This is a genomic window from Achromobacter sp. RTa (assembly GCF_000757485.1).
Lineage (GTDB): Bacteria > Pseudomonadota > Gammaproteobacteria > Burkholderiales > Burkholderiaceae_B > Achromobacter.
Window position 1 is genome coordinate 340,264 of the sequence record NZ_JPYO01000046.1, and the last position, 13,255, is coordinate 353,518.

The window sequence follows — 13,255 nt, forward strand, 5'->3', positions numbered from 1 at the left end:
CCCCTGTTGCACCACCCATGATCCGCTTCCAACAAGTTTCACTCGCCCGCGGCGTCAAGCCCCTGCTCGACAAAGCCGACCTGCTCCTGAACCCCGGTGACAAGATCGGCCTGATCGGCGCCAATGGCGCGGGCAAGTCCAGCCTGTTCGGGCTGTTGCGCGGCACGCTGCACGCGGACCAGGGCGACCTGGATTTTCCGGCCAACTGGCGCATGGCCCACGTGGCGCAGGAAACTCCCGCGCTGGACCGCCCCGCGATCGAGTACGCGATCGATGGCGACGTCACGCTGCGCCGCCTGGAGGCGGAATTGGCGGCGCTGGAGGCCGAACCGGAAAGCGCCGAGAACGGTCTGCGCATGGCCGACATCTATGCCGCGCTGGCCGATGCCGACGCCTACACCGTGCACTCGCGGGCCGAGCAACTGCTTACCGGGCTGGGCTTCACGCAGGCGCAGATGCACTTGCCGCTGACCAGCTTTTCCGGTGGATGGCGCATGCGCCTGAACCTGGCGCAGGCGCTGATGTGCCCGTCAGACCTGCTGCTGCTCGACGAGCCCACCAACCACCTGGACCTCGACGCCATCATCTGGCTGGAGGACTGGCTCAAGCGCTACCCAGGCACGCTCATCGTGATCTCCCACGACCGCGATTTCCTGGACGGCGTAGTCAATGTCATCGTCCATATCGACGAACGCAAGCTCAAGCGCTATTCGGGCAATTATTCCGCGTTCGAACGCCAGCGCGCCGCCCAGCTGGAACTGGCGCAGGGCATGATGGAAAAACAGATGCGCCAGCGCGCGCACCTGCAATCCTTCATCGACCGCTTCAAGGCACAGGCCAGCAAGGCGCGCCAGGCGCAAAGCCGCATCAAGGCGCTGGCCCGCATGGAGGAAGTGGCGCCATTGCGCGCAGCCGCCGAGTTTTCCTTTGAGTTCCGGGAGCCGCTGCGCGCGCCCAACCCGCTCCTGACCATGGACCGCGTCAGCGCCGGCTACCGGAACACGGACGAAGCCACGCAGGCCACGTCCGACAAGATCATCGTTTCGGGCATCAATTTTTCCTTGCAGGCCGGCCAGCGCATCGGCCTGCTGGGCATCAACGGCGCGGGCAAGTCCACGTTCATCAAGACCATCGCCGGCGAACTGGACTCGCTTGCCGGCGACACCCAGTTCAACAAGGGGCTGTCCATCGGCTACTTCGCCCAGCACCAGGTGGAGATGCTGCGCCACGACGAATCGCCGTTGTGGCACATGACCAAGGCCGCGCCGACGGTGCGTGAACAGGAACTGCGCAACTTCCTGGGCAGCTTCAATTTCAACGGCGCGATGGCCACCAGCTCCATCGCGCCGTTCTCCGGCGGCGAAAAAGCCCGGCTGGCGCTCGCCCTCATCGTCTGGCAGCGTCCCAACCTGCTGCTGCTCGACGAACCCACCAACCACCTGGACCTGGAAACGCGCGAAGCGCTGACCACCGCGCTGGCGCAGTTCGAGGGCACGCTGGTTCTGGTATCGCACGACCGCCATCTGCTGCGCGCCACGACCGACCAGTTCATCATCGTGGCGGACGGCAAGGTCAGCCCCTTCGATGGCGACCTGGACGACTACAAGGACTGGCTCTACAAGACCAAGCTGGCGGCGAAGGCCGCTTGACGCGAAGCGCGCCGCCCGGGCCGGCCGCGCCGCATCACGCCAGCGCGCTGGGATAGGGGCTGGTGTCGACGTGCTCCAGCATGCCGTAGGCCAGCCGTTCCAGCAGGCGCGCGCGGTCGGCGGCATGCGCGGGGTCGTCCCACAGGTTGCGCAGTTCATGCGGATCCCGGTTTAGATCATGGAACGTTATGCCGAGTTCGCACAGGCTCATCCCGAAGTGCCTTGGCGTGGCATGCGCGGCATGCGCAACCGTATTGCCCACGGCTACTTCGACATCAACCTGGACGTAGTGTGGGACACCGTACAAACGGCGCTGCCCGATCTGCTCGGGCAACTGCCGGCGGTGAGCCGGGACGCTGACGCTCCTCTGTCCTAAGCGCGCTGGTAACCCAAGAGCACGCTGGCCGCTTCGGCCTCGCGCCGGACCGCCTGCGCAATGGGGCCATCGGGTGAGGCGTCGAATCCCCCGGTCGCGCCCAGCGCCGTCAATGCCGCGCAGGGCCTTCCATTGTGGTTGAGCAGCGGCGCGGACACCGCGCTGATGCCCTTCAGGTTGGTATCGCGCACCGTGGCGCAACCCTGCGCCAGCACCTGCTTGCGCAGGCGTCCGATCGGATCGGCGGCGTCGAGCTGAGCGCGTAGTTCCGCCGGCGCGCGGGCCAGTTCCGCTTCGGCCAGGGCACGCACGCGCGCGTCGTCCTGCAGCGCCAGGAACACCCGTCCGGTCGCGGACCACAGCATCGACAGCACCGAGCCCATCCGCACGTTGACCGTCACCGGCAGGCCCGGCTCTTCGAAACGGACGATGGTCGGCCCCTTGTTGCCCATCACCGCGATAAAGCAGGTCACTTCCAGCCCTTCGCGCAGGCGCACCAGGCTGGGCTCGGCCAGGCGGATGGGATCGGCCTGGCGCAGCGCGGCCAGGCCCAGCAGCATGGCTTCCAGGGCCAGGTAGTACTGTTGAGTGGCGGCGTCCTGCGCCACCAGGCCCTCTTCCATCAGGCTGACCAGATAGCGGTGGACCTTGGCCGGGCTTTCGTCCACCTGCGCGGCCAGCAAGGTCAGGCTGGCGCGTCCGCCCAGCCGGCCCAGGCCCTTGAGCACGGCCATGCCGGTTTCGGCGGCCTGCACGCGCTGGCGCCGTTCGCGCGGGCGCGCCGGTTCGGACGGAGTGGGAACGGAGTTCGGATCGGAAATCGGGTTCATGTCGGCGCGAAGGATGGACTGCCTGCCGGCTGCGGGCGCAGCCCGGAGATTACCCCAATTGAAAAATTACGCAATGCGTATATGATTTACGCAATCGTAATCCGGAGCGACACCATGGGCCAGACTTCTTCCCCCGAATCCACGGCGTCCGCCAGCAACGGCGGCTGCCCCATCGACCACGCCGCCCTGGCGCGGGCCCAGGGCTGTCCCGTCAGCCCGCGCGCGGCGGAATTCGACCCCTTCGGCGACGGCTACCAGCAGGATCCGCCCGAGTACGTGCGCTGGGCGCGCGAACAGGAACCGGTGTTCTACAGCCCCAAGCTGGGCTACTGGGTCGTTACGCGCTACGACGACATCAAGGCCGTATTCCGCGACAACCACACCTTCAGCCCCTCGATCGCCCTGGAGAAAATCACCCCGACCGGCCCCGAGGCCAACGCCGTGCTGGAAAGCTACGGCTATGCCATGAACCGCACCCTCGTCAATGAAGACGAGCCGGCCCACATGCCGCGGCGGCGCGCGCTGATGGATCCATTCACGCCGGAAGCGCTCAAGCATCACGAGCCCATGGTGCGCCGGCTCACCCGCGAATACGTGGACCGCTTCATCGACGACGGCCGCGCGGACCTGGTCGACCAGATGCTGTGGGAAGTGCCATTGACGGTGGCCCTGCATTTCCTGGGCGTGCCCGAGGAAGACATGGACCGCCTGCGCGAGTATTCCATCGCGCACACCGTCAACACCTGGGGCCGGCCCAAGCCCGAGGAACAGGTGGCGGTGGCGCATGCGGTGGGCAACTTCTGGCAACTGGCCGGCAAGATCCTGGACAAGATGCGCCAGGATCCCGACGCCCCAGGGTGGATGCAGTACGGCATCCGCAAGCAGAAGGAGTATCCCGACGTCGTCACCGACTCCTACCTGCATTCGATGATGATGGCCGGCATCGTCGCGGCGCACGAGACCACGGCCAACGCCTCGGCCAACGCCATCAAGCTGCTGCTGCAGCATCCCGACGCCTGGCGCGAACTGTGCGAAGACCCGGGCCTGCTGCCCAACGCTGTGGAGGAATGCCTGCGCCATAACGGCTCGGTCGCCGCATGGCGGCGGCTTGCCACGCGCGATACCGAAATCGCCGGCGTGGCGATCCCGGCAGGCGCCAGGCTGCTGATCGTGTCGTCGTCGGCCAACCATGACGAACGCCATTTCGCGGACGCCGATTTCTTCGACATCCGCCGCGAGAATGCCAGCGACCAGCTCACCTTCGGCTATGGCGCGCACCAGTGCATGGGCAAGAACCTGGCGCGCATGGAAATGCAGATATTCCTGGAGGAGCTGACCCGGCGGCTGCCGCACCTGCGCCTGGCCGAGCAGCGCTTCACCTATGTGCCGAATACCTCGTTCCGCGGGCCCGAACATCTGTGGGTGGAATGGGACCCGTCCGAAAATCCCGAACGCCGCGATCCCGGGCTGCTTGCCGAACGCCAGCCGGTGCGCATCGGCGAACCCTCCACGCACGCCATCAGCCGCAAGCTGCTCGTCGCCTCCGTGACGCCCGCGGCCGACGGCATAGTGCGGATCCGGCTGGAATCGCCCGACGGCAAGCCCTTGCCGCGCTGGACGCCAGGCTCCCACATAGACATCGAATGCGGCGACACCGGGCTATCGCGCCAGTACTCGCTTTGCGGCGATCCCGCGGCCGCGGGGTCGCTGGAAATCGCGGTGCTGCGCGAAGCCTCCGGCCGCGGCGGCTCGGCCTGGATCCATGAGCATCTGCGGCCCGGCAGCACGCTGCGCGCGCGCGGGCCGCGCAATCATTTCAGGATGGACGAAAACGCAGCCAGCCTCGTCTTCATCGCGGGCGGCATCGGCATCACGCCCATCAGCGCCATGGCGCGCCGCGCCCGCGAACTGGGCATGGACTACCAACTGCACTACAGCGGCCGCACGCGCCGGTGCATGGCCTTGCTGGAAGAATTGACGGAGCTGCATCGCGAACGCCTGCACCTGCACATCAGCGACGAGGGCGGCCGCAACGACTTCACGAGCTTGCTGGCCAAGCCCGCGCCCGGCGCCCAGGTCTATGCCTGCGGCCCTGAACGCATGCTGGCCGCGCTGCAGCAAGCATGCGCAGGCTGGCCCGACGATTCCCTGCGCGTGGAGCATTTCCACTCTACCCTGGCCACGCTGGACCCGTCCAGGGAACACGCGTTCGAGGCGGAGCTGAAGGATTCCGGCATCGTCGTGCAGGTGCCGGCCGGCCAGACCCTGCTTGCCGCGTTGCGCGGCGCCAATATCGACGTGCAGAGCGATTGCGAGGAAGGGCTTTGCGGATCCTGCGAAGTGCGCGTGCTGGGCGGCGCCGTCGATCACCGCGACGTAGTCCTCACGCGCGCCGAACGCGAAGCCGGCAATCGCATGATGGCCTGCTGTTCCCGCGCTCAGGGCGGCCGCATCGTGCTGGAGCTGTAGCGCCGAAGGCGACCCTGGGAACCCGCCGCCCGCATGCCTGAAGTGGGGCTGAACGCGTTACAATTCATCCCCTTTATTCATCACGGCGTCCCGCAAAGGCGGGACACGTTTTTTTGTTGCCCGGCCGCCCCAAGACAAAAACGCCCCCGGGGGGGCAGCAAGCGGGCGAAGCCTGCGCCGCACGGGTTGTTTTTGCCGCCGGGCCCGCCCTTTTTCCTAGCGCTCCTAGATGCCGATCAAAGACCAACTATTTCTCGCCAGCCAGTATCTTGCGCCTCACCATCTGGTGTCGCGCCTCTTCGGATACGCCTCCGACTGCCGGGAACCCGCGGTCAAAAACTGGATGATCTCGCGCTTCGTGCGCCGCTACGGCGTGGACATGCGCGAGGCCCTGCAGGAAGATCCGTTGGCCTACGAGTGCTTCAATGATTTCTTTACCCGCGCATTGAAGGAAGGAGCCCGCCCGCTCGATGACGAGCCGGGTTCCGTGGTCTGCCCCGCGGACGGAGCCATCAGCCAGATGGGCGCCATCGAGCACGGCCGCATCTTCCAGGCCAAGGGCCACTCTTACGGCCTGGCCGACCTGCTGGGCGGCGACGCCGAGCGCGCCGCGCCCTTCCAGGGCGGCGAGTTCGCGACGGTATACCTGTCGCCCAAGGACTACCACCGCGTCCACATGCCCGTCGCCGGCACCCTGCGCGAAATGGTCCACGTTCCCGGCCGCCTGTTCTCCGTCAATCCGCTCACCGCGCGCAACGTGCCGCGCCTGTTCGCGCGCAACGAGCGCGTCGTCTGCATTTTCGACACCGAGCACGGTCCGATGGCGCTGGTGCTCGTCGGCGCGATGATCGTCGCGTCGATTGAAACCGTATGGGCGGGCCTGGTCACGCCGCACAAGCGGCGCGTCAGATCCACGCGCTACGACGACGCCGCGCGCGCGCCCATCCATCTTGCGAGAGGCGCCGAAATGGGCAGGTTCAAGCTGGGCTCGACGGCCATCGTGCTGTTCGGGCCGGGCAAGATCCGCTGGGCCGACACGCCCTCGGTGCTGGGCCCCGTGCGCATGGGCGAACTGATGGCGCTGCCTGCCTGAGGGCTGCCTGCCACGCGCTAGTTCGCCAAAAGCGAAATTGGATGTCGTGATTTATTCGCTTTATGCGAGAAACCGGCGTTGCTAGATTACGGGTTTTTGCCGGCCCGCCATGACATCCACCCTGCCCTCCGCCGCCGTTCCCAGCGCGGCTCCCGCTGCCCCGGCGCCGCCGCGCGCGCTTGCGCGCCTGCTCTCGCTGGACGATTTCGAGGCGGCCGCCCGCAAGCGCCTGCCCCGCCCCATCTTCGGCTACATCGCCGGCGCGGCCGAGGACAACCAATCCCTGCGGAGCAACCGCCAGGCCTTCGCCCGCTACGCATTCGCGCCGCGCGTGCTGGTGGACGTGTCGCGGCGCACGCAGCGCACCGAACTCTTCGGACGCCGCTACGAATCCCCCTTCGGCATCGCGCCCATGGGCATCAGCGCGCTGTCCGCCTACCGCGGCGACATCGTGCTGGCGCGGGCCGCCCGCGCTCAGGGCATTCCGGCCATACTCAGCGGCACGTCGCTGATCCCGCTCGAAGAGGTCATCCGCGAGGCGCCCGGCACCTGGTTCCAGGCCTACCTGCCCGGCGACCCGCAGCGCATCGACGCCCTGGTCGAACGCGCCCGCCGCGCAGGCTACGAAACCCTGGTTCTGACAGTGGACATCCCCGTGTCGGCGAACCGTGAAAACAATGTGCGCACGGGATTCTCGACCCCGCTCAAGCCCAGCCTGAGGCTGGCGTGGGACGGCATCACGCGGCCCCGCTGGCTGGCCGGCACGTTCCTGCGCACCTTGCTGGCCCATGGCATGCCGCATTTCGAGAACTCGTTCGCCACGCGCGGCGCGCCCATCGTATCGGCATCGGTACTGCGCGACTTCACCGCGCGCGACCATCTCAGTTGGGAGCACGTAGCGCGCATCCGCAGGCAGTGGCCCGGCGCGCTCATCATCAAGGGCATCCTGCACCCGCGCGACGCGGCCCTGGCGAGGCAGCACGGCGCCGACGGCGTCATCGTGTCCAATCATGGAGGGCGCCAGCTGGACGGCGCAATCTCGCCCTTGCGCGCGCTGCCCGGGGTCGTGGCGGAGGCCGGCGGCATGGCCGTGATGATGGACAGCGGCGTACGGCGTGGCGGCGACGTGCTCAAGGCGCTGGCGCTAGGCGCGCGCTACGTCTTCATCGGCCGCCCGTTCAATTACGCGGCGGCGGTCCGCGGCGAGGCCGGCGTCTCGCACGCCATCGGCCTGCTGCGCGCCGAGGTCGACCGCAACATGGCCATGCTGGGCATCAACGACATCCAGGAAATGAATGCGGACCTGCTCACGCGGGAAACGCTGGAGACGGACTGAAGCGGGCCCTGCCCGGCCCGGAATAGAATGGCGTTTCTCTTGACACGCGCGCCCGGGGCCCTCCCGCGGGCGCGCCTCGCGAGCCGCCTGTGTCCCTACGCCAATCCTCGTTTTTCCTGCGTTTCCTGACCCTGGGCGCGTTGGCCCACGTCTACGTGGGCGCCCGCCTGATTCCCGACGCCATGCTCGGCGGCAGGGAATCCGCCGCCGCCGTTCTCGTCCTGGTGCTGTCCTGCATCCTGATTCCGCTGGGCATGCTGGCCCGCTCGTCCCTGCACCCGCCCTGGGGCGACCGCATCGCGTGGGTCGGCTTGTTCGCGATGGGCCTGTTCTCCTCGCTGTTCGTGCTGACGGCGCTGCGCGACGCGCTGCTGCTTGCAGGCTGGCTGGCCACGCTGCCCATGGACGCCGCGCCGCCCTGGGCCCTGCTGCGCCAGACCAGCGCGTGGGCAGTCGTCGGCCTGGCGCTGGCCGGCACGCTGATCGGTTTGTACAACGCGCGGCGGCGCGCGCGCGTCGTCGACGTGGACGTTCCGATCGACGGGCTCGCTCCGGACCTGGACGGCTTCACCATCGTCCAGATCAGCGACATCCACGTCGGGCCCACCATCAAGAAGCGCTATGTGCAGGCCATCGTGGACGCCGTCAATGAACAATTGCCCGACATGATCGCGATCACCGGCGACGTGGTCGACGGCAGCGTCGACCACCTGGCGGGCCAGGCCAGCCCGCTCGGCCAGCTGCGCGCGCCCTATGGCGTTTACCTGGTCACCGGCAACCATGAATATTATTCAGGCGCCGCGGCCTGGGTGGCCGAGTTCCGCCGCATGGGCCTGCGGGTGCTGATGAACGAGCACGCCGTCATCCATCCCGCCGGCCTGCCGGTCGTCGTGGCGGGCGTGACCGACTACAGCGCTGGCGCCTTCGATCCGCAGCAGCGCAGCAACCCCGCCGCCGCGCTGTCCGGCGCGCCCGCGGACGCCAAGCCCAGGATCCTCCTGGCGCACCAGCCCCGCAGCGCGGCGGCGGCCGAGCCGCTAGGCTATACCCTGCAACTCTCCGGCCACACGCATGGCGGCCAGTTCTTCCCCTGGGGTTTCTTCGTGCGCTTCCAGCAGCCCTATACCGCAGGCCTGCACCGGCTGGGCAAAATGTGGGTGTACACCAGCCGCGGCACCGGCTATTGGGGACCGCCCAAGCGCCTGGGCGCGCCTTCGGAAATCACGCGGCTGCGCCTGCGCGCGGCGGCCCGCTGACCGGACGGCGCCGGTTCAGGCGTTGTCCGGCAGCGGGCCGCGCTCCAGGTAGCTGGTCAACGCGATATCGCTCGTGGTGTTGGTGATGCCTTCGATCTGGTGGATGCGCGCCAGCAGCAGTTCCAACGCCTGGGTGTCGCGCACCCGCACCTTCAGGAGCATCGCGCTCTTGCCGGTAATCGTGTGGATCTCTTCGACCTCGTTCAGCTCCGCCAGCCCCAGCACCTGCTGCGTGATGCTCCAGTTGTTGGTGTCCACATGGATGAAGGCCAGCAGCGGCCGGCCGATCCTGGCGCCATCCAGCCTGGCGGCGATGCCTTTGATCAATCCGTCGCGCTTGAGCCGCTTGACGCGCTCGTGCACGGCCGGGGCGGAAAGATTCAGCATCTTGCCCAATTCCGCGTAGCTGGGCGTGGCATCTGCCGCCAGCAGCGTTAACAGTTTTCGGTCGCGGTCGTCTAGGTCTGACATTGGAATTGCATTCTGCCGAACGGCATTCGAACTTTTATGGAATAAGGAAATATAGGAGTTAACCCTTATTTTATTCCAATAAAATTCCGGGATGCATAACCGTAGCACCCGTAGCACCCGCCCCCTTTCTTCCGTTCCCGCCCTGATGTTCGCCGTCAGCGTAGTCGGTTCCAACGGCCTCGCGCTCAGTCCCATCCTCAGCGATGTCGCCCGCTCGTTTTCCACGTCCGCGCTGACGATCAGCACCGCCATTTCGGCGTACGGCGCGGCGACCGCCGCCAGCGCTTTCTTCCTGGCCGCGCGCATCGACCGCATCGGGATCCGGCGCGCGCTGCTGGCCGCCATGGCCGTGCTGATCGCCGCCCTGGCCTTGTCAGCGGCCGCGCCGCACTGGATCGTGCTGACGGTGGCCCAGGCCCTGGCGGGCGCGGCCGCCGGCGTGATCCTGCCCGCGGCCTACGGATCTGCCTCCCTGGTCGCGCCGCCCGGCCAGGAAGCGCGCACGCTGGGCCGCGTCATCGCGGGCTGGTCCGTGTCACTGGTGGCCGGCGTGCCGCTGTCCGCGCTCATCTCGGACGCCGTGGGCTGGCGCGCCACCTATGCAACATTGGCGCTGTGCGCCGCAATCGCGGCGCTTGGCCTGCGCCGGCTGCCGGAGCGGCGGGCGGCTCATCCCGCCCCGCTGCGCCTGTCCCGCCTTCTTGCGCCCCTCTCGTACCGCGATGTGCCCGCGCTGCTGCTGGGCTGCCTGGCCTTTTCATCGGCGTTCTATGGCGTCTACGCCTTCCTGGCCGACCACGTGCGCGCCTTGCTGGCGCTGTCCGCCGGACAGGTGGGCTTCATCGCTTTCGCCTACGGCGCAGGCTTCCTGCTGGCAGGCATGGCCGGCGCGCCGCTGATCGAACGCGCGGGTCCGCGCCGCGCCCTGCCGCTGGCGCTGGGGGCCATCGCGCTGGTCTACGTGGGGCTGCTGCCGGCCGCGCACTCGCTGGCGGCCGTGCTCGCCCTCGCCACGCTGTGGGGAGCCGCCTCGCAATTCAGCCTGAATCTGCTGGTGCTGCTGCTCTCCCGCGCCCGTCCGGAAGAACGGGGCGCGGTGCTGGGATTGAACACCTGCACGACGTATCTGGGCGCCAGCGTCGGCACCGCGGTCGCCGGCACGATCTACACGCACGCCGGCTTCGAAACGCTGGGTCTCGTCGCGGCCGCCGCCCTTGCGGCCGCGGCCATCGGCCTGCACTGGCGCCTGAATGGCCGGCGCGCCGCCACGGGCGAAGCCGCCGCCTGAACGGCCGTCGCGCCGCGCTCAGACGCGGTATTCGACCGCGCAGTCGCGTCCGGCCCGCTTGGCCTGGTAGAGCGCGAAATCGGCGCGGCGCAGCACCTCCGACGCGTTTGAATCCCCGTCGGCAAAACGCGCGATGCCGCCGCTCACCGACAGTGCCACCGCTTCTCCGTCGATATCCACCGGGTGCTGCCGCAGGCTTGCACGCAGGCGGTCGCAGATCGCATGCGCCACGTCCACGTCCGAATCGGCGAGCAGCACCAGGAACTCTTCGCCCCCGAGGCGGCCGATCGAGTCGCCTTCGCGCAGGCAGGCGCGCAGCTGGCTGCAAAAATGCCGCAAGGCGGTGTCGCCTCCCAGATGGCCGTAGCGGTCGTTGACCTGCTTGAAGTAGTCCAGGTCCAGCATCAGCGCCGTATTCGGGCCACCTTCTCCGCCTCTGGCCGCGGCCAGCCTGTCCTCCACGCGCCTGAGGATCTCGGCGCGGTTCCAGCAGCCGGTCAGGCTGTCGATCCGCGCCAGGCGCGCCAGCGCCGCTTCGGTGCGCCGGTTGTCCGTCATGTCCATCCCGATATTGACCACCTTGCCGTCGGGCAGGCGGACGTTCGACCACAGGACCGCCAGCATCTCTCCGCCGCGCGTGCGCGGATTCCATTCGCGGAATGCGCGGTTGGGCTGCAGCCCGACGCTGTCGATGACCTGCTGCCTGACCTGCGGATCGGGATAGAACAGTTCCAGCGGGTTCCGGTATGCCTTGAGTTCGGCCTCCGACCAGCCAAAGCGCTCTTCACAGGCTTCGTTCCAGAGAATGCACTGGCCGTCGGCCCCGAACGCGTTGATCAGCACCGGCGCCTTCTGGAACAGGGCCTCATGCTGCGCCACCACGTCGCGCAGGCGCGCAAGCTCGCGCTCGCGCGCCGCCGCCCCAAGCACGGCATGCCGGGCAAACGCGGCCAACATGGCCTGGGCGCCGGCATAGGCAGACGCGTCGGCCAGGCAGCGCTTGAAGAGGAAGGCGATGTGGCCGCAAGCCGCCCCATCCATGTCGAAGATCCTATGCGCGACGCAGGCGCGCGCGTCCGCCTGCCCGAACCAGGGGTGGCTCGCAGGGATGCCGTCCAGGCATTCGAACGAAGCCGCCAGCGCCAGCCGGGTCTCCAGCTCGGCGGCGGCGCCGCCCGCATCCGCGGGCAAGCCGGCGCGGCAACTCTTGCTGGCGGTGAATTCCACGCCGCCGCCCAGGGCTTCCAGCCGCACCCAGGCATAGTCCACCCCCATGTCCTCGACCGCGCGGCAGACCAGTCTCTCGAAGAACCGAGCATCGGTCTCCGCCCCCAGGATGCCGCTGGCGGCGCCGAGGATGCGGGCGTCTTCCGGGACCTGCGCCGGAACGCTGGCCGCGCAGGTGGACGATGATCTTCGCATGCTGCAATCGGTATAGGGGCGCCAGGCCGACGGGCCAGGCGGGGCCGGCAACGCCGGAATGCCCGGCCGGGAGTCGGCGCCAGTATACGGTCCATATCCGCTGGCGACTGCCAAGAATCGTCAACGCCCGCCCGCCGGCGGCCGCGACGCCCTACCAGGGGAAATCGATCAGGTCGCCGTAAAGGGCGCGCAGCTTGGCCTTGACCTCGGGCGATTGCTGGTAAATCGCGATGAACTTCAGCAGGCGTGGATCCTGGGCGCCCTTCGGCGTGGCCACCCACCGGATCGCGTAGCGGCGCACGTTGACCGGATCCGCGTTGTCGAACGCCAGGCCGTCTTTCTCGTCGATGCCGGCCTGCTTGGCGAATGTCGTGTAGGTCACGGACGCGGTCACGTCGTCGAACGTGCGCGCCGACTGCGAACCCTCGATCTGCACGAACTTCAGCTTTTTCGGATTCGACACCACGTCCTCCAGCGTCGCCCGGTGGGCCACGCCGGGTTTCAGCTTGATGAGCCCGATGGATTCCAGCAGCAACAGGGCCCGGCCGGTGTTCACCGGATCGTTGGGCACCGCGATCGTCGCGCCGTCGGGCACGGTATCGCCCTTCTTGAGCTTCTTCGAGAACAGGCCGATCGTGGTGGAATAGCCGTAGGCGATCGGCACCAGGTCGGCGCCGCGGCGCTGGTTGAACAACTGCAGGAAAGGTTCGTGCTGGAAGAAGTTCGCATCCACGGATCCGTCCGCCACCGCGATGTTCGGCAGCACCCAATCGTTGAACTCCACCAATTGCACCTCCAGCCCTTCCTTCCTGGCCTGGGCGATCGCCAGTTCCGTGGCTGCGTTCGCCACGCTGGCGATCACGCCGATCCGCAAGGGCTTGTCCTGCGCCACCGCGCTCGTTCCGCAGGCCAGGGCCAGCGCCGCAACGGCCGCGCCGCGGGTCAGTATCGAAAACAAACGTCGCATGTGCATGAAGACCATCCAGGTAGGGAAAACGGGGCGTCGCCCGGCATAGCCGCTATTGTGCAGCAGCCCATCGCCGGCGCCGGCAAAGGCCTTTGTCA

Annotated in this window: 11 protein-coding genes and 1 pseudogene; 7 read left to right on the top strand and 5 right to left on the bottom strand. The window is 67.9% G+C overall.

Annotation, left to right across the window (positions count from 1 at the left end):
- Positions 1-17 precede the first annotated feature (17 nt).
- A complete protein-coding gene (locus JL37_RS28645; RefSeq protein WP_043548657.1) occupies positions 18-1,649 on the top strand; it encodes an ATP-binding cassette domain-containing protein in 1,632 nt (543 codons plus the stop codon).
- A 34-nt stretch (positions 1,650-1,683) separates the two neighbouring features.
- Here JL37_RS28645 and JL37_RS30625 read toward each other — a convergent pair whose 3' ends face one another.
- Positions 1,684-1,860 (bottom strand): hypothetical protein, encoded by a 177-nt coding sequence (locus tag JL37_RS30625; protein ID WP_156124423.1) that lies wholly within the window; start codon positions 1,858-1,860, stop codon positions 1,684-1,686.
- Between JL37_RS30625 and JL37_RS28650 the strand changes: the two are divergent.
- Positions 1,825-2,025: pseudogene (locus tag JL37_RS28650) on the top strand (DUF86 domain-containing protein); the annotation flags it as partial. The gene JL37_RS30625 and the pseudogene JL37_RS28650 overlap by 36 nt on opposite strands.
- Here JL37_RS28650 and JL37_RS28655 read toward each other — a convergent pair.
- Positions 2,022-2,855 carry an IclR family transcriptional regulator gene (locus tag JL37_RS28655; protein ID WP_043548658.1) on the bottom strand — a complete coding sequence of 278 codons (834 nt, stop codon included), beginning with the start codon at positions 2,853-2,855 and terminating at the stop codon, positions 2,022-2,024. The pseudogene JL37_RS28650 and the gene JL37_RS28655 overlap by 4 nt on opposite strands.
- A 114-nt stretch (positions 2,856-2,969) precedes the next feature.
- On the opposite strand from JL37_RS28655, the gene JL37_RS28660 reads away from it, so the two are divergent.
- The 4 genes from JL37_RS28660 to JL37_RS28675 all read left to right on the top strand — a co-directional run bounded on the left by JL37_RS28660 (position 2,970) and on the right by JL37_RS28675 (position 9,009).
- Entirely contained in the window at positions 2,970-5,324 is a 2,355-nt protein-coding gene (locus tag JL37_RS28660; protein WP_043548868.1) for a cytochrome P450/oxidoreductase, read from the top strand.
- A gap of 229 nt (positions 5,325-5,553) precedes the next feature.
- Positions 5,554-6,417 (top strand): archaetidylserine decarboxylase, encoded by an 864-nt coding sequence (gene asd / locus JL37_RS28665; protein ID WP_043548659.1) that lies wholly within the window; start codon positions 5,554-5,556, stop codon positions 6,415-6,417.
- 109 nt (positions 6,418-6,526) lie between these two features.
- Entirely contained in the window at positions 6,527-7,753 is a 1,227-nt protein-coding gene (locus tag JL37_RS28670; protein WP_043548660.1) for an alpha-hydroxy acid oxidase, read from the top strand.
- 89 nt (positions 7,754-7,842) lie between these two features.
- Positions 7,843-9,009, top strand: coding sequence for a metallophosphoesterase (locus JL37_RS28675; RefSeq protein WP_043548662.1), 1,167 nt, complete (start codon positions 7,843-7,845; stop codon positions 9,007-9,009).
- 15 nt (positions 9,010-9,024) lie between these two features.
- On the opposite strand, the gene JL37_RS28680 is transcribed toward JL37_RS28675, so the two are convergent.
- A complete protein-coding gene (locus tag JL37_RS28680; RefSeq protein WP_043548663.1) occupies positions 9,025-9,480 on the bottom strand; it encodes an Lrp/AsnC family transcriptional regulator in 456 nt (151 codons plus the stop codon).
- 91 nt (positions 9,481-9,571) lie between these two features.
- Between JL37_RS28680 and JL37_RS28685 the strand changes: the two genes are divergently transcribed.
- Complete coding sequence (locus tag JL37_RS28685) at positions 9,572-10,768, top strand: MFS transporter (RefSeq protein WP_043548664.1); 1,197 nt, start codon at positions 9,572-9,574, stop codon at positions 10,766-10,768.
- Positions 10,769-10,786: 18 nt separating this feature from the next.
- Here JL37_RS28685 and JL37_RS28690 read toward each other — a convergent pair whose 3' ends face one another.
- Positions 10,787-12,190 (bottom strand): sensor domain-containing diguanylate cyclase, encoded by a 1,404-nt coding sequence (locus JL37_RS28690; RefSeq protein WP_231570450.1) that lies wholly within the window; start codon positions 12,188-12,190, stop codon positions 10,787-10,789.
- Positions 12,191-12,341: 151 nt separating this feature from the next.
- On the bottom strand, positions 12,342-13,163 hold the full coding sequence (locus JL37_RS28695) for a MetQ/NlpA family ABC transporter substrate-binding protein (protein WP_043548872.1): 822 nt from the start codon (positions 13,161-13,163) through the stop codon (positions 12,342-12,344).
- Between the last annotated feature and the right edge of the window lie 92 nt (positions 13,164-13,255).

Excerpts from the sequence above, each read along its gene's own strand:
- JL37_RS28645 (WP_043548657.1), top strand. The coding sequence starts at position 18 with ATGATCCGCTTCCAACAAGTTTCACTCGCCCGCGGCGTCAAGCCCCTG.
- JL37_RS30625 (WP_156124423.1), bottom strand. The coding sequence starts at position 1,860 with ATGAGCCTGTGCGAACTCGGCATAACGTTCCATGATCTAAACCGGGAT.
- JL37_RS28655 (WP_043548658.1), bottom strand. The coding sequence starts at position 2,855 with ATGAACCCGATTTCCGATCCGAACTCCGTTCCCACTCCGTCCGAACCG.
- JL37_RS28660 (WP_043548868.1), top strand. The coding sequence starts at position 2,970 with ATGGGCCAGACTTCTTCCCCCGAATCCACGGCGTCCGCCAGCAACGGC.
- asd (WP_043548659.1), top strand. The coding sequence starts at position 5,554 with ATGCCGATCAAAGACCAACTATTTCTCGCCAGCCAGTATCTTGCGCCT.
- JL37_RS28670 (WP_043548660.1), top strand. The coding sequence starts at position 6,527 with ATGACATCCACCCTGCCCTCCGCCGCCGTTCCCAGCGCGGCTCCCGCT.
- JL37_RS28680 (WP_043548663.1), bottom strand. The coding sequence starts at position 9,480 with ATGTCAGACCTAGACGACCGCGACCGAAAACTGTTAACGCTGCTGGCG.
- JL37_RS28685 (WP_043548664.1), top strand. The coding sequence starts at position 9,572 with ATGCATAACCGTAGCACCCGTAGCACCCGCCCCCTTTCTTCCGTTCCC.
- JL37_RS28690 (WP_231570450.1), bottom strand. The coding sequence starts at position 12,190 with ATGCGAAGATCATCGTCCACCTGCGCGGCCAGCGTTCCGGCGCAGGTC.
- JL37_RS28695 (WP_043548872.1), bottom strand. The coding sequence starts at position 13,163 with ATGCACATGCGACGTTTGTTTTCGATACTGACCCGCGGCGCGGCCGTT.